19 protein-coding genes are annotated in these 17,250 nt (G+C 73.0%); 3 read left to right on the top strand and 16 right to left on the bottom strand.

Translation table 11 applies throughout. The annotated features are described in order from the left end of the window. Window positions 1–36 precede the first annotated feature (36 nt). From ACZ43H_RS23305 to ACZ43H_RS23235, 15 genes are all read right to left on the bottom strand, one after another. Entirely contained in the window at window positions 37–1,269 is a 1,233-nt protein-coding gene (locus ACZ43H_RS23305) for a transcriptional regulator (protein WP_464586782.1), read from the bottom strand. 74 nt (window positions 1,270–1,343) lie between these two features. After that, complete coding sequence (locus tag ACZ43H_RS23300; RefSeq protein WP_464586780.1) at window positions 1,344–1,682, bottom strand: cupin domain-containing protein; 339 nt, start codon at window positions 1,680–1,682, stop codon at window positions 1,344–1,346. A 14-nt stretch (window positions 1,683–1,696) separates the two neighbouring features. Then, entirely contained in the window at window positions 1,697–2,932 is a 1,236-nt protein-coding gene (locus tag ACZ43H_RS23295) for an XdhC family protein (RefSeq protein WP_464586778.1), read from the bottom strand. Further along, on the bottom strand, window positions 2,925–4,061 hold the full coding sequence (locus tag ACZ43H_RS23290; RefSeq protein ID WP_464586776.1) for a vWA domain-containing protein: 1,137 nt from the start codon (window positions 4,059–4,061) through the stop codon (window positions 2,925–2,927). The genes ACZ43H_RS23295 and ACZ43H_RS23290 overlap by 8 nt, the downstream gene beginning before the upstream one ends. Beyond that, window positions 4,058–4,942, bottom strand: a complete 885-nt coding sequence (locus ACZ43H_RS23285; protein WP_464586774.1) for an AAA family ATPase — start codon at window positions 4,940–4,942, stop codon at window positions 4,058–4,060. Before ACZ43H_RS23285 ends, ACZ43H_RS23290 begins: the two co-directional genes overlap by 4 nt. Before the next feature lie 53 nt (window positions 4,943–4,995). Beyond that, window positions 4,996–5,892 (bottom strand): endonuclease/exonuclease/phosphatase family protein, encoded by an 897-nt coding sequence (locus tag ACZ43H_RS23280; RefSeq protein WP_464586772.1) that lies wholly within the window; start codon window positions 5,890–5,892, stop codon window positions 4,996–4,998. Between the two features lie 164 nt (window positions 5,893–6,056). After that, on the bottom strand, window positions 6,057–6,602 hold the full coding sequence (locus ACZ43H_RS23275; RefSeq protein ID WP_464586771.1) for a nucleotidyltransferase family protein: 546 nt from the start codon (window positions 6,600–6,602) through the stop codon (window positions 6,057–6,059). 11 nt (window positions 6,603–6,613) lie between these two features. Beyond that, window positions 6,614–7,279 carry a hypothetical protein gene (locus ACZ43H_RS23270; protein WP_464586769.1) on the bottom strand — a complete coding sequence of 222 codons (666 nt, stop codon included), beginning with the start codon at window positions 7,277–7,279 and terminating at the stop codon, window positions 6,614–6,616. Beyond that, complete coding sequence (locus ACZ43H_RS23265; RefSeq protein ID WP_464586767.1) at window positions 7,276–7,872, bottom strand: RNA polymerase sigma factor; 597 nt, start codon at window positions 7,870–7,872, stop codon at window positions 7,276–7,278. Before ACZ43H_RS23265 ends, ACZ43H_RS23270 begins: the two co-directional genes overlap by 4 nt. Before the next feature lie 124 nt (window positions 7,873–7,996). Continuing rightward, on the bottom strand, window positions 7,997–8,950 hold the full coding sequence (locus ACZ43H_RS23260) for a hypothetical protein (protein WP_464586765.1): 954 nt from the start codon (window positions 8,948–8,950) through the stop codon (window positions 7,997–7,999). A 10-nt stretch (window positions 8,951–8,960) separates the two neighbouring features. Beyond that, entirely contained in the window at window positions 8,961–9,617 is a 657-nt protein-coding gene (locus tag ACZ43H_RS23255; protein ID WP_464586763.1) for a cytochrome b N-terminal domain-containing protein, read from the bottom strand. After that, window positions 9,614–9,793, bottom strand: coding sequence for a hypothetical protein (locus ACZ43H_RS23250; RefSeq protein ID WP_464586761.1), 180 nt, complete (start codon window positions 9,791–9,793; stop codon window positions 9,614–9,616). Before ACZ43H_RS23250 ends, ACZ43H_RS23255 begins: the two co-directional genes overlap by 4 nt. Window positions 9,794–10,086: 293 nt before the next feature. Further along, window positions 10,087–11,715 (bottom strand): chaperonin GroEL, encoded by a 1,629-nt coding sequence (gene groL, locus ACZ43H_RS23245; protein WP_379184742.1) that lies wholly within the window; start codon window positions 11,713–11,715, stop codon window positions 10,087–10,089. 201 nt (window positions 11,716–11,916) lie between these two features. Next, window positions 11,917–13,128: a hypothetical protein gene (locus tag ACZ43H_RS23240; protein ID WP_464586759.1), complete on the bottom strand. Its 1,212-nt coding sequence runs from the start codon at window positions 13,126–13,128 to the stop codon at window positions 11,917–11,919. Next, entirely contained in the window at window positions 13,125–13,634 is a 510-nt protein-coding gene (locus ACZ43H_RS23235) for a SigE family RNA polymerase sigma factor (protein ID WP_464586757.1), read from the bottom strand. The genes ACZ43H_RS23240 and ACZ43H_RS23235 overlap by 4 nt, the downstream gene beginning before the upstream one ends. A gap of 95 nt (window positions 13,635–13,729) precedes the next feature. Between ACZ43H_RS23235 and ACZ43H_RS23230 the strand changes: the two genes are divergently transcribed. Next, entirely contained in the window at window positions 13,730–14,647 is a 918-nt protein-coding gene (locus tag ACZ43H_RS23230; protein WP_464586755.1) for an NAD(P)H-dependent flavin oxidoreductase, read from the top strand. On the opposite strand, the gene ACZ43H_RS23225 is transcribed toward ACZ43H_RS23230, so the two are convergent. Then, window positions 14,639–15,493, bottom strand: coding sequence for an ATP-grasp domain-containing protein (locus ACZ43H_RS23225; protein WP_464586753.1), 855 nt, complete (start codon window positions 15,491–15,493; stop codon window positions 14,639–14,641). The two genes, ACZ43H_RS23230 and ACZ43H_RS23225, sit on opposite strands and share 9 nt — an antisense overlap. A 124-nt stretch (window positions 15,494–15,617) precedes the next feature. On the opposite strand from ACZ43H_RS23225, the gene ACZ43H_RS23220 reads away from it, so the two are divergent. Together ACZ43H_RS23220 and ACZ43H_RS23215 are read left to right on the top strand one after the other, a co-directional pair. Beyond that, on the top strand, window positions 15,618–15,977 hold the full coding sequence (locus ACZ43H_RS23220; protein WP_464586751.1) for a YciI family protein: 360 nt from the start codon (window positions 15,618–15,620) through the stop codon (window positions 15,975–15,977). Next, on the top strand, window positions 15,974–17,200 hold the full coding sequence (locus ACZ43H_RS23215; protein ID WP_464586749.1) for an RNA polymerase sigma factor: 1,227 nt from the start codon (window positions 15,974–15,976) through the stop codon (window positions 17,198–17,200). The genes ACZ43H_RS23220 and ACZ43H_RS23215 overlap by 4 nt, the downstream gene beginning before the upstream one ends. The last annotated feature ends 50 nt before the right edge of the window (window positions 17,201–17,250 follow it).

Raw genomic sequence — 17,250 nt, 5'->3', positions numbered from 1 at the left:
TGGGGAAAGGTTGGGGCGAAAGTCCCCTTCTCGCCGTCAGCCGCGGGCCACCGCGAGCCGCCCCTTGAGCAGCGGGACGGCGGGGTGCGGGCGGCCGGCGAGCCGCGCCAGGCACACCTCGAGCACCTCGGAGTCGTACGGCGCCAGCTCGCTGTAGCGGACGACCGCGTCCGGCTCCGGGTCGGCCAGCAGCGCCTCGCGGACCGCGACGGCGACGTACTCGGCGAGCTCGCCCAGCGCCGGGGAGTTGGTGCCGGGCAGCAGGTCCCCGCCGTACGCCTCCACGGCGGCGCCCACGTGGCCGGCCCGCAGCAGCCCCAGCACGTGGTCGACGTCGGTGGCGACCGGCATCATCAGCCGGTAGGGACGGGAGGAGAGCTGGCCGCCGAGTGCCGAGCGCAGGTGGCTGACCTCGGCCTTGAGCGTGGACAGGGTGACGGCCTGATCCCCGTAGACGAGCGCGTGCAGGTGCTCCAGCGAGAGCCCCTCCGGGTGCATGGCCAGCAGGGCGAGCACCTCGGTCTGTCGCCGGTTGAGCAGCAGTCGCTGCCCGTCCAGCCGGGTCTCGACGCTTCCGAGCAGGTTCATCACCAGGCCCGGCTCGTCCTGGTCGTCCTCCCCGCCGGCCGCTCCTCTCGTGGAGCGCGGCATCGCGGTCTCGATCAGGCGGGCCAGCACCCGGGCCGTGGCCAGGCCGATGGGGTGGGTGCGGTCCCACGTGGTGGAGAGGTCGATGACACCCAGCTGCCGCCCGGTGACGGGGTCGTGGACTGGCGCGGCCCAGCAGACCCAGTTGTGCACGATCGGCGCGTAGTGCTCGGCGCTGAAGACCATCGCCGGCGTGGCCAGCCGGTTGGCGAGGTCGAGGGCGTTGGTGCCGACGCTCTCGTCGTCCCAGCGGCCGCCGGGCACGAAGTTCACCGTCTCGGCCTTGCGGCGCATCACCCGGCCGCCGTAGGTCCACAGGATCCGGGTCTCGGCGTCGGTCACCGCGACGACGAGGTCGCCGTCCTCGGCGGTACGCCGCAGCTCGGCCTCGACGCGCTGCACCGCGGTCTGCAGCGGGGAGCCGCGCCAGAGCTCGGCGGTCTCGCCCTCGTCCGCGAGCGGGGCGTGCGTGACGTCCGGCGAGATCGCGGCCTCCGAGCGCGCCCAGCTGCTCAGGATCTCGGGCCGCACCAGCTGCTCGGCGCCGTCGCCGCGCTCGACGAAGGAGGTCCAGGCCCGCACGGCCTCGACCCTGCGTGAGTGCAGCTCACTGCGCCCCATGGGATACCCCCGGTGTCGGACTCCGCGGTCAAGGTAGCACCGGCCCGGTGACGGCGGTCACAGCGTTCGGGGCCTCAGCCGCCCGGGTGCAGCGAGACCGTGAGCAGCACCGCGCAGTCGGTCAGTGCGGCGAGGTCGTGCCGCTCGGGCGGGATCACCAGGAAGTCGGACTCTCCGCCCTCCCAGGCCTCGCCGGCGGTCGTCAGCCGCACCCTCCCCCGGAGCACCTGCAGGGTCGCCTCGGCCGGGCCCTCGTGCTCGCTCAGGCCGTGGCCCTCGACGAGCGCGATCAGGGTCTGGCGCAGCGTGTGCTCCTGCCCCCCGTGCACCGTGGTGGCACTGCGGCCGCTGTGGTGCTCGCGCGCCTCCGCCAGCTTCTCATCCGCGAGCGCGCTCAACGACGTACCGTCCATGCCTTCCTCCTCGGTCAGTGCGTGCTCGACAGGTCCGGGCTCGCCCCCGGCAGCGGGGCGTGCTCGCGGTGGATGCGGCCTGCGGTGCCGGCGAGCCGCTCGCCGGACCCGCCCCAGCGCCCGGCGATGATCTCGGCGGCGATGCTGATCGCGGTCTCCTCGGGGGTGCGTGCCCCGAGGTCGAGCCCGATCGGGGACGAGAGCCGGGCCAGCTCCTCCTCGGTCAGGCCCGCCTCGCGCAGCCGCGCCATCCGGTCGTCGTGGGTGCGCCGGGAGCCCATCGCGCCGACGTAGGCGACGTCCGGGAGGCGCAGCGCGACCTCGAGCAGGGGCACGTCGAACTTGGGGTCGTGGGTGAGCACCGCGAGCACCGTGCGCCCGTCGACGCGCCCCGCGTCCCGCTCGGCGGCGAGGTAGCGGTGCGGCCAGTCGACCACCACCTCGTCGGCCTCCGGGAAGCGGCTGTTGGTCGCGAAGACGGGCCGGGCGTCGCACACCGTGACGTGGTAGCCGAGGAAGCTGCCCACCCGGGCCACCGCCGCGGCGAAGTCGATGGCGCCGAAGACCAGCATCCGCGGCTTCGGGGCGAAGGCCCACACGAAGACCCGCATCCCCTCCCCGCGCCGCTCCCCGTCCGGGCCGTAGGTCAGCGTCGCGTTGTGCCCCGCCGCCAGCAGCCCCAGCGCGTCGTCATGGACCGCGTCGTCGGCCCTCGGAGACCCCAGGGACCCGCTCCGGGGGGATAGTCCGGCACGTATCGACGTGTCAGACCCGGCCGAGACGTCAGAAACGTGCCGGACTATCCCGGCGGAATCGGGGCGTACGACGAGGCGCCGCCCGAGCCAGGCGGGGTCGGGGTGCTCGATGACGGTGGCGAGGGCGACCGGGCGGCCGGCCTCGATGTCGCCGGCGATCTCCTCCAGCTCGGGGAAGGTCTCCCGGTTCACCTTCTCGACGTAGACGTCCAGGATCCCGCCGCAGGTCAGGCCGACGGCGAACGCGTCGTCGTCGGAGACGCCGTAGCGCTCCAGGACGGGGGTGCCGGACTCGACGACCGACTGGGCCAGCTCGTAGACCGCGCCCTCGACGCAGCCACCGGAGACCGACCCCACCGCCGACTCGTCGGGCCCGACCAGCATCGAGGCCCCGGCCGGGCGGGGCGCCGACTGGAAGGTCGCCACCACGGTGCCGACCCCGACCGTCTCACCGGCCCGCCACCACTGCATCAGCTCGGACAACACGTCACGCACGGGACACCACCTCCGCCAGCTCGGCGTACGTCGCCAGCGAGTGGCCGGCAATGAAGTCGTCGCAGTGGGGCAACGCGGCGAGGACCCCCTGCTGCACCGGCTCGTAGCCGGCCTTGCCGCGGTGCGGGTTCACCCAGACCACGCGGTGGGCGATGCGCTGCAGCCGCCGCATCTGCTCGCCGAGCAGCGCCGGGTCGCCGCGCTCCCAGCCGTCGCTGAACACCACGACGACGGCGCCGCGCGCCATCCCCCGCTGCCCCCACCGGTCGAGGAAGAACCGCAGCGTCTCCCCCAGCCGGGTGCCGCCGGACCAGTCCGGCACCGTCTCCCCGGCCGCGACCAGCGCCCGCTCGGGGTCGCGCAGCCGCAGCGCCCGGGTCAGGTGCGTCAGGCGGGTGCCGACGGTGAAGGTCTCCACCACCCCGCCCCGCTCCCGGGCGGCCTGGGTGAACCGGTGCGCGAGGCGCAGCAGCGGGTCGGCGTACCCGCTCATCGACCCGGACACGTCGACCAGCAGCACCACGCGACGCGGGCGGACGCCGCGTCGCCGCCACTCGATCTCGGCGGGCTCGCCGAGCCGCCGGAGGCTGGCCCGCAGCGTGCGCGAGGCGTCCACGTCGCCGCGGTGCCACGACTGGTGCCGGGCGGTACGCCGCACCGGCGGCCGGAGCCGGATCGTCGCGAACATGCCCGCGAGCCGGGCACGCTCGGCCGGCGACATGCCGGCGACGTCGCGGTGCCGGAGCACCTCGGTGTCGCTGGCCATCGCCCGGACCACCTCGTCGTCGGACTCCCCCGCGCCCTCGCCGTCCTGGGTGGGGAGCTCGGAGAAGCTGGGGGCCGTCGGCTGTGCGGGCCTCGAGCGGGGCAACCCGTCGCGGGCGTTGAACCAGGCCTCGAAGACCTTGTCGTAGCGCTCGAGGTCGTCGGGGCCGGCGCACAAGGTCGCCCGGCCGGCGAGGTAGGTCGCCCGCTGGTCGTCGAGACCGAGCAGCGCCACCGCCGCGAGGTAGCCGTGGGTGCGGTCCTGGGTGACCGGGACGCCGGCGGCCCGCAGCGCCCGGGTGAAGCCGAGGAGGACCTCGTCGGGTCCGTGGCGGGTCGGCGCCTCGGCGCCCGGGACGCTCATGCCCGCAGCATCTGGTCGAGTGCCTGGCGGACCCGGTCCGCGTCCTCGCGGTACTTCACCAGCGCACCGAGGGTCGAGGAGGCGGTCGCCAGGTCGAGCTCGGTGGTGCCGAGGTGGTGCAGGGCGCGGGCCCAGTCGAGGGTCTCGGCGACCCCCGGCGGCTTCTGCAGGTCGTCGCGGTCGCGGAGCTGCTGGACCAGGGTGACCACCTGGCGGCCGAGCGCCGCCGACACCTCGGGCGCCCGCGAGCGCACGATCTCGACCTCGCGCTCGAGGCCGGGGTGCTCGATCCAGTGGTAGAGGCAGCGACGCTTGAGGGCGTCGTGCAGCTCGCGGGTCCGGTTCGACGTGAGGACGACGATCGGCGGGGTCGCCGCCTTGACCGTGCCGAGCTCGGGGATCGTCACCTGGTAGGTCGACAGCACCTCCAGCAGGAACGCCTCGAACTCGTCGTCGGCGCGGTCGACCTCGTCGACCAGGAGCACCGCGGGGCTCCCCTGCAGCGCGGCCAGCACCGGGCGGGCCAGGAGGAAGCGGGCGTCGTACAGGCTCTTCTCGGCCTCCTCGACGCTCTGCTCACCCTTGGTCCCGCCCGCCGCCTCGAGTGCCCTCAGGTGCAGGATCTGGCGCGGGAAGTCCCAGTCGTAGAGTGCCTGGGTCGCGTCGATCCCCTCGTAGCACTGCAGCCGGACGAGCGGCAGGTCCAGGCAGTCCGCGATGGCCTCGGCCAGCGCGGTCTTGCCTGTCCCCGGCTCGCCCTCCAGCAGCAGCGGCCGCTGCATCCGCAGCGCGAGGAAGGTGACGGTCGCCAGCGACTCGTCGCACAGGTACCCCGTCTCACCGAGGCGGGCGGCGACGTCGCGGGCAGACTCGAGCTCCATGCCTCGAGGCTACTTCGCGCAGTGTTGGCCGGAGGTTGGGTGGTGCAGCCTTCCTACGCGGTCGAGCGCACGTCGTAGACGGCCACGATCGGGAAGTGGTCGGAGACGTTGATGGAGCGGTCGACGTCGATGCTGGCCGGCTTCCGGCGAGCCCAGATCTGGTCGAGGTAGGCGCCACCGCGCGTGCCCGAACCCCGCGACGGCAGGATCTCGCGGCGACGCTCCCAGTGGGCGACCAGGCTCGCGCTGCGCAGCTGGGCGAAGGCCAGCGGGCGATGCCTGCGACGCTTGTCGGCGGGGTAGTTGTCGTTCATGTCGCCGATCACGTAGACGCGACCGTTGGCCCACGAGCGCTCCTGCGCCGCCGCGCGGCGCAGGCCGGCCACGGAGTCCTTGTAGAGCTCGCACAGGCGCGGGGCGTCCTTGACGCAGCGGCCGCCGTTGACGGCACCCGCGACGAGGTGGACGTTGATGACGGAGATCTTCACCCCGGTGGCCCGGTTCTTCAGACGGGCGACGGTGGCGTACTGGGGCGTCCGGTGCGCCGGGGCGCCCGGCTTCTCGTTACCGACGTTGCGGGCGGAGGCGATCTTGACGCCGTGGCCGGAGATTCCCTTGAACACGCTCTTGCGCCAGATGATGGGGTTCGCGTGCAGCTTGTCGGGGCCGTACGCGGCCCAACCGCGCATCGAGTGCAGGAAGGCCGTCTTCTCCTTGCTGGTGACTTCCTGGAGGCCGGCCACGTCGACCTGCCCGCGGAAGTGACGGACGGCGTTGCTGAACACGGCGGTGGACCGGGAGGCGTTGATGTTGAAGCTGCCGACCCGGACATGGCCGCCGCCGGCAGCGGTGGCGGGGCTGGTGAGGACAGGGGCGAGGGAGATGCCGAGAAGGGTGGCGAGCAGGGCACACACCGTCCCGACAACGGGGGTTCGGGGGCGGAAAATCATCCAAAGAGGGTATGGGCTAGTCCGCGGGCGGAGCCACATTCTTCCCACAAATGGGGGGCTTGTTTTCCCCCGGAAGTCACCCACTTGGGGGACGTTGTGCCCGGCCTACCCCAAACGGGGGATGTGACCACGGATCCGATGGCCCGAATGGGGTACGCCGGCCATCACCCTCCTGGCGTGTCCCGATCCTGCCCGCTGGCCAGGTCCTCACACGCGACGAGCGCCACGTCCTGCCCGGCGAGGTAGTCGCGGGCACCGCGGTCACCGGTGGCGGCCGCCATCACCCCCGCCCAGTGGTCCCGGCCGAGCAGCACCGGGTGACCGGGGACCCCGGCGTACGACGCCCGCGCCAGCGACGTCGGGCCGGCCGCGGTGTCGAGGACGCGGCGTACGACGTCCGGGCCGACGTCGGGCAGGTCGACCAGCGTGACGACCGCGGCCTCCGTGTCGGCGTCCAGCGAGCCGAGACCGGCCCGCAGCGAGGCGCCCATCCCCTCGGCCCAGTCCGCGGCGAGGACGACGTCGACCCCGGCCCCGTCGAGCAGGGTGATCGCCTCGTCGGCGGCGGCACCCAGCACCACCGTGACCTCGTCGCAGCCACCCTCGCGCAGCGACTCGACCCCGTGGAGCAGCCAGGGTCGCCCCGCCTCGTCGCGGAGCAGGGCCTTCGGTCCGCCCATCCGGCGGCCCGCCCCCGCAGCCAGGAGCACGCCCCGGATCATCAGGCGCCCGCCGGGAAGGCCTGCGCGTAGAGGCCGGCCAGGCGCGGGGAGTACTCCGCGCTGAAGCCGCAGATGGTCACCCGTCCGTCGGTGGCGGAGACGAGGTAGCGCCCGCCGTCCTCGAACTGCACCGACTCGACGAGTGCCTGCAGGCGGGACTGCGGGGCGGTGACGGTGACCAGGTCGGTGGGGTCGCCGGCGTAGAAGTGGCGCGGCACCAGGGTGACCACGCCGTCCGCGATGGTGCGCACGGTCCCGTCGAAGGCGAACGTCTGCCGCGAGAGAAGGGCCGCGCTCGGGGCCGGGCAGCGGGCGAGGTAGGCCGCCTCGGCCGGCGCCTGCAGCTCGGTGACCGTCGGCGAGTCGCCGGCCGTGGGGACCTCGTCACCGCCCCGGTTGACCAGGCCGAAGATCCCGACGCCGGCGATGAGCAGGACCGCCGCGGCGGCCACCAGCCAGGTCAGCGGTCCGCGGCCGCGGGTGCCGGTCACCCGGGACTCGGTGGCGACCTCGGTGTCGGTGGGGTTGCTCATGGTGTCCTCCAGGAGTCGGGCGACCCACGCCGGGTCGGCCGGTGGCAGGGAGGAGGCCGGGTCGGTGGCACGCAACCGGTCCCGCAGCTCGGGGTCGTCGTCCCAGCCGGTGCCGGCGTCGTGGTCGCTCACGGCTCCCTCCTCTCTCTCGACTCCTCATGTCCGGCAGCGGCCCCGGTCTTTCGCAGCTCCTCGCGCAGCTTCTGCCGGGCCCGGTGCAGGCGGATGCTCACGGCGTTCGGGGTGGTGCCGAGGACCTCGGCGATCTCGCGGGGGGGGAGCTGCTCCCACGCCCACAGGCGCAGCAGCTCGGCGTCGTCGGGCCGCAGGGCGGCCAGCGCCTGCTCAAGCGTCCCGTCGTCGCCGTCCGGGCCCGTCGTGCTCCGTCCCGGCGGGTCGACGACGGAGATCTTCGCTGCCACCCGTCTCTGCCGGCGGTCGCCACGCTCGGCGTTGGCGAGGCAGTTGCGGGCCACGGAGTACGCCCACGGCAGCGGCTCGGCGGGCAGCTCCTCGAGCCGGCGCCAGCACACCAGCAAGGTCTCGGAGAGGACGTCGTCGGCCGTGGCCGGGTCGGTACGTCGGGCCAGGAAGCGGCGCAGCGGCTCGATGAGCGTGGGCGCGATCGCTTCGAACTGCCGGCGACGGGTCTCCGAGTCCACCGCACCACCCTCACACACCGCACCGACCGTCGTGTTGACCACGTCGACCCGTCGCAGTTTCACGCGCGGGACACGCTGACCCGTCGCAGTTTCACGCGCGGGACACACCGACCCGTCGCAGTTTCACGCGCGGGACACGCTGACCCGTCGCAGTTTCACGCGCGCAACACACCGACCCGTCGTGGCTTCACTCCCGGGGGTGGGTGCGGTACCAGTCGCGCCAGATCAGCCGGTGCACCGGGACCCAGCGCGGGATCGATCGCAGGCCGGGGATGAAGGGCAGCAGCAGGAGCCCCAGGGTCAGCAGCATCATCAGCGCCCAGACCTGGGCGTCGGCGTTCGGCGAGGTGGAGAACGGCTTGACCTGGTACCAGAACGTGTAGAGCCACATCCACGGCTGCCCGGGGTAGTTGCCCGTCTCGTTCATCATCCCCCACTGGTCACCGCCGAGGTGCTGCGCGACCGCGCGATCCTCCAGGTAGGCGCCGTCGGAGAGCAGCAGCACCGACCGCGTCTGGTCGCCGCCGTAGAAGTTGCCCGAAGCGGTCAGGCTGCCCTCCAGGCCACCCGACCTGGCCAGCGCCAGCAGGCTCAGCGACAGGATCGGGACCGGCCCGTAGTCTCCCGCCGGCACCTGGGTGGGGTCACCGTCCGGGGCCTTGGCCAGCGCGTCGGCGTACGCCGTCGCCCACGCGGTCTGCTGGCTCGGCGAGGCCGACCGCCACTGGGCCAGGGCGCGGGTGACGACCGGGGCAACCACGGCGTCGGAGAGGGGCTGGAGGACGAGGTCCTGCGAGTTCACGGGGATCCGGACCCCGCCCCACTTCTGCAGCGGGATCCCGAGCACCTTCTGGCCCTCGCTGGCGTGGTTGTAGGGCGCCCCGTAGGTGGCACTGGTCGTGGTGCCCGCGAGCTCCCCGGCCGCCGTGGCCACCACGTCGGCGGGGGCGGCCTCGGACCAGGCCTTCATGGTGATGGCCTTCTCGTCCGGGGAGGAGAAGACCGCCGCGAGCACGGTGGTCAGCAGGGCGATCACACCGAGCGCGACGACGAACTCCTTGACCAGGTCGTAGCGCCGGGTCGGGAAGTCGTGGGAGTCGGCCGTGGGACGGGTGCCGCGGTGCTGGCGCGGATGCGTCATCGTCGCCATCTCACTCACGGGTCCTCTCGGGGAGACCGGCGTCCAGCGGCGGCACGACCCCGTGCCGGCGGACCAGGATGACGTGCCAGACCGCGATCAGTCCGACGACCAGCGGCAGCAGGACCACGTGCCAGAGCAGCATCTGGCCGGGGTTCAGGACGTTGAACCAGGCGCCGGCACCGATCGAGTTGATGCCGTCCTTGGCCTCGCCGCTGATCCACTGGGAGTCGAAGTTCGACTGGGACAGGTAGCCGGTGAACGCGGTCCCGATCGACGAGACGAAGGCGACCACTCCCGTCATCCAGGTCAGGGCCCGCTTGCCGCGCCAGGCCGCCATCCAGAACTTGCCCCAGAGATGGATCACCATCACGGCGAAGAACAGCTCGACGCTCCACAGGTGCATGGAGTTCACGAAGTGGCCGAGCGAGGACGTGTGCCACCAGGCGGAGCCGCCGACCGCCAGCGCCAGGCCGGTGCCGACGACGACCACGAGAGCAGCCAGGGTCAGCACGCCGAAGACGTAGATCCAGGACGCGACGTACGCCGGCTGCCGGTCCGGCAGGGCCTGTCCGGGCGGGACCAGGCCGCCGATCCTGGTCCGCAGCCACGCGGTCCAGCTGCCGCCCGTCGGGGTGCCCGCGGGCAGGGCCGGTTGCTGCGCGGTCATGACGGGTCCGGGCGGTCGAGGTCCTCGTCGGCACGCGAGTGCGGGAACGGCAGCAGGATCGCGAGGACGAAGACGACGATCATCGCGAGGATGATCGAGAGGTTGGTGACGCTGACGCTGATGACGCCCCAGTCGATGTAGTGCCCGGCGGTGAGAGCCGTGTGGTGAATGCTCATGCTGGTCACCTCCGTGGCCCCGGGAACCGGGACCCTGTGCCCACGATCCGTCCGGCGCCGCGCACTCCCCAGTGCCGATGGTCATGCGGTGGGGTGCCCTCGGTCCGTCCGGGGCCGGACCCGCGCCCCATGGTCGACTGGAGTTCTCAGCCACTTCCAGACGTTCTCAGCCGTTGCACCGGCTGAGAACATCAGGAGTCACCGGTGCACCGGCGATTCCGCCGGACCCGGAAATGGCACAGGGCCCCGGTCCGAAGACCGGGGCCCTGCTGGTGTCGCTGTGGAGCGGTGGATCAGAAGTCCATGCCGCCCATGCCACCGGTCGGGTCGCCACCCATGGGGGCGGCCTTCTCCGGCTTGTCGGCCACGACGGCCTCGGTGGTGAGGAAGAGCGCCGCGATGGAGGCGGCGTTCTGCAGCGCCGAACGGGTCACCTTGGCGGGGTCGATGATGCCCTCGGCGATCATGTCGACGTACTCGCCGGTGGCCGCGTTCAGGCCGTGGCCCGGGGTCAGGTTGCGCACCTTCTCCGCCACGACGCCGCCCTCGAGGCCGGCGTTGATCGCGATCTGCTTGAGCGGGGCCTCGGTCGCGAAGCGCACGATCTGCGCACCGGTGGCCTCGTCACCCTCGAGCTCGAGCTTGGCGAACGCCTCGGCCGAGGCCTGGACGAGCGCCACGCCACCGCCGGCGACGATGCCCTCCTCGACGGCCGCCTTCGCGTTGCGAACGGCGTCCTCGATGCGGTGCTTGCGCTCCTTGAGCTCGACCTCGGTGGCCGCGCCGACCTTGATGACCGCAACACCGCCGGCCAGCTTGGCCAGGCGCTCCTGCAGCTTCTCGCGGTCGTAGTCGGAGTCCGACTTCTCGATCTCGGCACGGATCTGGTTGACGCGACCGGCGATCTGGTCGGCGTCGCCCGAGCCCTCGACGATGGTGGTCTCGTCCTTGGTGATGACGACCTTGCGGGCCTGGCCGAGCAGCTCGAGCCCGGCGTTCTCCAGCTTGAGGCCGACCTCCTCGGAGATGACCTGGCCACCGGTCAGGATCGCGATGTCCTGCAGCATGGCCTTGCGGCGGTCACCGAAGCCCGGGGCCTTGACGGCGACGGACTTGAAGGTGCCGCGGATCTTGTTGACGACCAGCGTGGACAGGGCCTCGCCGTCGACGTCCTCGGCGATGATGACCAGCGGCTTGCCGGACTGCATGACCTTCTCCAGCAGCGGCAGCAGGTCCTTGACCGAGCTGACCTTGGAGTTGGCGATGAGGATGTAGGGGTCCTCGAGGACCGTCTCCATGCGCTCCGGGTCGGTGACGAAGTACGCCGAGATGTAGCCCTTGTCGAAGCGCATGCCCTCGGTGAGCTCGAGGTCGAGCCCGAAGGTGTTCGACTCCTCGACGGTGATGACGCCTTCCTTGCCGACCTTGTCCATCGCCTCGGCGATGATCTCGCCGACGGTGGTGTCAGCGGCGGAGATCGAGGCCGTCGAAGCGATCTGCTCCTTGGTCTCGACGTCCTTGGCCATGCCGAGCAGCTGCTCGGACACGGCGGACACGGCCGCCTCGATGCCGCGCTTGAGGCTCATCGGGTTGGCACCCGCGGCCACGTTGCGCAGACCCTCGCGGACCATGGCCTGGGCCAGGACGGTCGCGGTCGTCGTGCCGTCACCGGCGACGTCGTCGGTCTTCTTGGCGACCTCCTTGACCAGCTCGGCGCCGATCTTCTCGTAGGGGTCCTCGAGCTCGATCTCCTTGGCGATGCTCACACCATCGTTGGTGATGGTGGGGGCGCCCCACTTCTTCTCGAGCACGACGTTGCGGCCCTTGGGGCCCAGGGTGACCTTGACGGCGTCGGCGAGCGTGTTCATGCCACGCTCGAGGCCGCGCCGGGCCTCCTCGTCGAATGCAATCAGCTTCGGCATAACTCCTGCGATCCTTCGCATTGAAGAGTTCGTGGACGGTCCGGTTCGTTGCCCGCGACGGACGACCTGGCTGACCCGGCGGACCCTTCCCGCCGACGCTGCAGACCTCAACTCCCCGGTCCGGTGGTGGCACTCCCATGACGAGAGTGCCAGTCACATGTTTAGCACTCGGGGTGGGCGAGTGCAAACAGTTCCACCGGACTACTCCAGGTCCCAGATCCGGGCGTAGCTGGACACCACGACCTCGTGGTCGGGGTCGTACCCCTCGATCGAGGTCACCCAGCCGACGTCGTGGGTCCCGACCCGCCACGCGACCAGTCGTCGGGGCTGAACCCGTGACTCGTAGACGACCGTCTCGCTGTCGAGCCAGAAGGCCACGCCACAGCAGTGGTCCGGGCGCGGATAGTCCTCTGACGACGAGGCCGCGCTGAGCACCAGCAGCGCGTCCCGCGACGGCTCGTTCCCGTCGACGAGCAGGACCTGGGAGGGCGTGATCTCGTTCTCCGGCACCGGCAGCCCGGTCACGTGCTCCCAGCTCTGAGCGATCCCGAGAGGCCCCATCCGCCAGCGACCGTCCGGCGCCGCCTCCCCACCGAACGGTCCCGCCGGCGCGGAGATGTTCGTGACGCCCGACGGCCGCCCGTCGAGCACGGAGTACATCTGGCCCCGGCCTCCCTGGGTGGTGGGCGGGAACCACAGGTCGGTGTTCCCCATCCAGTGCAGCGTCGTGGTCGGGGAACCGCCGGTGTCGACCGAGCGCCACTCCCCCGTAGCCAGGGTCAGCACCAGCACCTCGCCGTCCTGCGGGAAGGCGAGGTACTCCCCCGTCGGCGAGAGCATCGAGCCGTGGGCGACCGAGATGTCCTCGCCGGCGCCGTCGTCGTACGGCGCGACGCGCGAGGTGTCGACGCTGCGCAGGGAGCCGTCGCGGGCCAGCAACAGCAGCCGCAGACCGCTCTGGTCGTCGAGCAACGCGTAGGCGGCCAGCGCCGAGGTGATGGGCTCGTCGGCCACGTCGGGGGCCGGCGCCGAGAGATCGACCTTCCTCGGGAACGGCGAGGCGACCCCGGGCAGGGTCTCCTCCTGCGGCACCAGCGGGCCCCAGTAGACCGGCCAACCCCGGTAGCGACCGTCCGGCTTCGCGCCCTTCGCGCCGCCCGGCCAGGCGGACATGCTCGGCGTCGGCGACGGCCGCTGGGTCGCCGGCCCGGGACCGGTGGAGCGGTTCGCCCCAGGCCCTCCGGACACCGCCACCGCGACGACCGCCACGGCGGCCACGGCCCCGGCCACGACTCCGCTGGTGCGACGCCTCCGGATCCGCCTCGCCCTCCCCCACGCCACGTCGGAGAGGTCGGGCACGGTGACGTCGGCGACCCGCTCGTGCAGCAGGTCCCGCAGCTCCTGGTCGGTCATCGGTAGTCCTCCAGCATCACGGCGAGGTGGGGCGAGCTCTCGCGCAGGCGGCGCAGGGCGAGGTGGGTCTGGCTCTTGACGGTGCCGGCCGAGACCCCGAGCGTCTCCGCGGTGTCGCGCTCGCTGAGGTCCTCGTAGTAGCGCAGCACGATCACCGCGCGTTGGCGCGGCGTGAGCGCGGCCAGCGCACGGTCGAGCGCGAGCCGGCTGTCGGAGCGGTGCTCGTGGGTGTACGCCGCGCTCCGCTGGGCCGCCTCGTCGGACACCACCTCGCGACGCCGGCGACGCCACCAGGAGATGTTGGTCCGCACGATGACCTGGCGGGCGTAGGCGTCCGGGTGGCCGGCGTGCAGCTGCCGCCAGCGCAGCGCCACCTGGGTGAGCGCCTCCTGGACCAGGTCCTCCGCACGCTGGTGGTCGCCGGTCACGAGGACCGCGGTGCGCAGCAGCGCGAGCTGCCGGTCCCGGGCCCAGCGCGTGAACTCCTCGCGGTCACTGCCGGCCACGCGTCCCCCTCGTGCTGCTCATGCCCTCATCAACGCAGCGGCGGCCCGACAGGTTGGAGGCCGGGACCACCCGGCTCGCGACTAGCGTGGCGCACATGCAGCCTCCCGCAGCGCTCCGCACCCGTGTCCCGGTCATCGGCGCCCCCATGGCAGGCCCCGGCGGGGGTCGGCTGGCCCACGCCGTGAGCCGGGCCGGTGCCCTGGGGATGCTGGGCGTGCCACCGAGCGCGGACGGCGACTGGCTGCGCCGGGAGGCCGGGGTCGCCGGCGCGGACGGCACGGCGTACGGCGTGGGCCTGCTGGCGTGGACGCTCGGCGACGCACCCGGACAGCTGGACGCCGTGCTCGAGCTGCGGCCCGCCCTGGTCTCGGTCAGCTTCGGCCCGTACGCCGAGCCGGTGCGGCGGCTGCGCAGCGCGGGGATCCTGACCGCCACCCAGGTCGGCTCGCTCGCCGACCTCGAGGAGGCCGAGGCGGCCGGCGTGGACGTGGTCGTGGTGCGCGGCGCCGAGGGCGGCGGCCACGGGCGGGATGCGATGGCCACGCTCCCGCTGCTGCAGCTGGCACTGGAGCAGACCACGCTCCCGGTGTACGCCGCGGGCGGGATCCTCAACCACCGCGGGGTCGCCGCCGTGCTCGCCGCCGGGGCTGCCGGCGCCTGGGTCGGCACCGCCTTCCTCGGCTGCGTGGAGGCGGCCGGGACGCCCGCGGCGAAGGCCGCGCTGTTCGCCGCGGGCCAGACCGGCTACGGCCGGGTCTTCGACCGGGTGCAGGACGCCGATTGGCCGCAGGAGTTCGGCGGCCGCGCGGTGGCCAACGCGTTCTTCGACGAGTGGGTCGGGCGCGAGGACCAGATCGACGACGACGCCCGCTCCCGCTTCCGGGCCGCGGTGGCCGCAGAGGACTTCGGTGTCGCCCACGTGTACGCCGGTCAGGGTGTCGCCGCCCTCACCGGGGAGACGACCGCCGCCGACGTGGTGGCGGAGCTGGCCCGGGGCCTGCCGTCAGCGTGACAGCCGCGCGACCACGAGGTCGGCGAAGGCGTCGGCGTTGCCGGGGTGCACGTCGAGGTAGAGGCCCGGCTCGATGAGCTCCAGCTCCCCGACGACCAGGTCGCCGTCGAGCTCCATCAGGTCCACGCGGGCGTAGTCGAGGGTCCGTCCGAGCAGGGACTCGGCCGCCTCGACGGCCCGCAGGGCGACGGCCGCGGGCCGCTCCGCCAACGGCACGGCGCGCGACTCCCCGCCGTACTCCTCGTGCACGCGGATCTCACCCGCGGCCGGCAGCTTGTCGACCTGGGACACCGCTCGGCCGCCGAGCACGAAGACCGACGTCTCGCCGGCGGTCCGCACGGACTCCACGAGCGGCTGCACGATCCATGGGCCGGCGGTCAGACCGGAGAGGCGGTGGTCGTCGGTCGCCTCCGCGACCACCACGCCGACACCGCTGGCGCCGGTCCGTGCCTTGATCACGACGGTGCCCCAGCGGTCCAGTGCCGCGCCGAGGCCGCCGCGCAGGTCGGCGTCGTCGACGAGCAGCGACGGGACGGTCGGGACCCGCTCGGCGAGACCGGTCAGGTAGGCCTTGTCGGCGTTCCAGGTGAAGACGTCCGCACCGTTGAGGAGTGCGGCCTGCTTCTCGACCGCGGCGGCCCAGTCGAGGAAGTCGGCGCACCGGCGGTGGTAGTCCCACGTCGCGCGGACCGCGACGAGGTCGGCGTCCTGCCAGCGCACGGAGTCGTCGTCCCAGCGCACCCACGAGGCGTCGACACCGCGGGCGGCCAGCGCGTCGACGAGCAGGTCGCCGCCCGGCTCACCGTCGGGCAGGAGGCAGAAGGTCGTCAGCAGCACGCGCGTCACCCGGCGAGGCTAGGACGCCGGCCCCACGTCCCTCCACCGGATATCGCCGAGGCTGTCGATCTGGCCGGTCGCCACCCGTCATCTCGGTGTCAGACTCATTCACGGACCATCGAGAGGAAACACCATGACCGAGTACGTCGTGCTGCTGCAGGGCAACGAGAGCACCTGGGAGGCCGCCACCGAGGAGCAGAAGGCGCAGATGTACGCCCGGCACGGCGAGTTCGCGCGCCTGCTGGCCGAGCGTGGCCACAAGGTGGTCGGCGGCAACGAGCTCACCCACTCCCGCGAGGCCAGGGTCGTGCGCGGCGACCTCGACGCGGTGACCGTCACCGAGGGCCCGTACGCCGAGACCGTCGAGCAGCTGACCGGCTACTACCTCGTCGACACTGACGACCTTGACGACCTGCTCGCCGTCTGCGGCCTGCTCGCCGGCGACGGGGCCATCGAGGTCCGCGGCACCGTCGACCACTCCGGGACCGCGTGACCGACGCGCTCTCCACCGCTCTGCGCGACGAGTGGGGCCGACTGCTGGCCCTGCTCGTCGCGCAGTACCGGCGCCTCGACCTCGCCGAGGACGGGTTGGCCGACGCGTTCGAGGCGGCGGCCCGCACCTGGCCGTCGTCCGGGGTGCCCACCAATCCGCCCGCGTGGCTGCTCACCTCGGCCCGACGGCGGATCGTCAACCGGCTGCGCAGCGAGTCGGTGGCCGCCCGGAAGCTGCCGCTGCTCGTCGTCGAGGCGGACCTGCAGGAGGAGGCACAGCGCGTGATGGCCGACGCGGGCGAGCAGGTGCGCGACGAGCGGCTGCGGCTGGTGCTGCTCTGCGCGCACCCGTCGCTCCCGCCCGCCTCCGCGGCCGCGCTCACCCTGCGGATGGTGCTGGGCGTGCCGACCGAGGACGTGGCCCGGCTGTTCCTGGTGAGCACGCCGACGATGGCCGCCCGGCTCACCCGGGCCCGCAGGAAGCTCGCCGGCGAGCGGTTCGTCGTACCGTCCGGAGCGGAGCTGGAGTCCCGTGTCGGCGTGGTCGCCGACGTGGCCTACCTGGCGTTCACGACCGGCTACGCCCCCGGCTCGGGGCCCGACGTGCTGCGCGCCGACGTCGGCGCCGAGTCGATCCGCCTGGTGCGCGTGCTGCGCTCGCTGCTGCCGCCCGCGTTCACGGGTGCCTCCGAGCTCGACGCCCTGCTGGCGCTGATGCTGGTCCAGCACTCCCGGCGCGACGCCCGGGTGCGCGACGGACGGCTGGTGCTGCTGCCCGACCAGGACCGTGGCCGCTGGCACCACGACGAGGCGGCCGAGGCGCTGGACCTGCTGACGCCCCTCACCACGGCCCCGGCCGCGCCGTACCTCCTCCAGGCCCTGATCGCCGCCGAGCACGCGATCGCCCCGACGCCCGAGGCCACCGACTGGCCGCGGATCGCCGCGCGCTACGCGGAGCTCGAGGAGCTGACCGGCTCGCCCGTGGTCCGGCTCAACCGGGCGGTCGCGGTGGCCGAGGCGGACGGGCCGCTGGCCGGGCTGGCGCTGCTGGACTCGCTCGACGCCCGGACCCTCCCCGGCCACCGGCTTCCCGCGGCCCGCGCCGAGCTGCTGGCCCGCGCCGGACGGCTCGACCTGGCGCGGACGTCGTACGACGAGGCCGTCGGGCGGTGCACCAACCTCGCCGAGCGGGCGCACCTCCTCGAGCGCCGCGCCCTCCTCTGACGCGATGGTCCGGCACGTTCCTGACGTCATCCGGCGGGCTGACGTCGGAA

The sequence above is a fragment of the Nocardioides sp. DN36 genome, from assembly GCF_055380375.1.
The sequence above is the reverse complement of the archived record's forward strand: the minus strand, read 5'-3'. Positions and strand labels throughout refer to the sequence as shown.

What these genes read in the sequence shown, in the direction of transcription:
- ACZ43H_RS23305 (WP_464586782.1), bottom strand. Translation starts at nt 1,269, where the DNA reads ATGGGGCGCAGTGAGCTGCACTCACGCAGGGTCGAGGCCGTGCGGGCC.
- ACZ43H_RS23300 (WP_464586780.1), bottom strand. Translation starts at nt 1,682, where the DNA reads ATGGACGGTACGTCGTTGAGCGCGCTCGCGGATGAGAAGCTGGCGGAG.
- ACZ43H_RS23290 (WP_464586776.1), bottom strand. Translation starts at nt 4,061, where the DNA reads ATGAGCGTCCCGGGCGCCGAGGCGCCGACCCGCCACGGACCCGACGAG.
- ACZ43H_RS23285 (WP_464586774.1), bottom strand. Translation starts at nt 4,942, where the DNA reads ATGGAGCTCGAGTCTGCCCGCGACGTCGCCGCCCGCCTCGGTGAGACG.
- ACZ43H_RS23280 (WP_464586772.1), bottom strand. Translation starts at nt 5,892, where the DNA reads ATGATTTTCCGCCCCCGAACCCCCGTTGTCGGGACGGTGTGTGCCCTG.
- ACZ43H_RS23260 (WP_464586765.1), bottom strand. Translation starts at nt 8,950, where the DNA reads ATGACGCATCCGCGCCAGCACCGCGGCACCCGTCCCACGGCCGACTCC.
- ACZ43H_RS23255 (WP_464586763.1), bottom strand. Translation starts at nt 9,617, where the DNA reads ATGACCGCGCAGCAACCGGCCCTGCCCGCGGGCACCCCGACGGGCGGC.
- ACZ43H_RS23250 (WP_464586761.1), bottom strand. Translation starts at nt 9,793, where the DNA reads ATGAGCATTCACCACACGGCTCTCACCGCCGGGCACTACATCGACTGG.
- groL (WP_379184742.1), bottom strand. Translation starts at nt 11,715, where the DNA reads ATGCCGAAGCTGATTGCATTCGACGAGGAGGCCCGGCGCGGCCTCGAG.
- ACZ43H_RS23240 (WP_464586759.1), bottom strand. Translation starts at nt 13,128, where the DNA reads ATGACCGACCAGGAGCTGCGGGACCTGCTGCACGAGCGGGTCGCCGAC.
- ACZ43H_RS23230 (WP_464586755.1), top strand. Translation starts at nt 13,730, where the DNA reads ATGCAGCCTCCCGCAGCGCTCCGCACCCGTGTCCCGGTCATCGGCGCC.
- ACZ43H_RS23220 (WP_464586751.1), top strand. Translation starts at nt 15,618, where the DNA reads ATGACCGAGTACGTCGTGCTGCTGCAGGGCAACGAGAGCACCTGGGAG.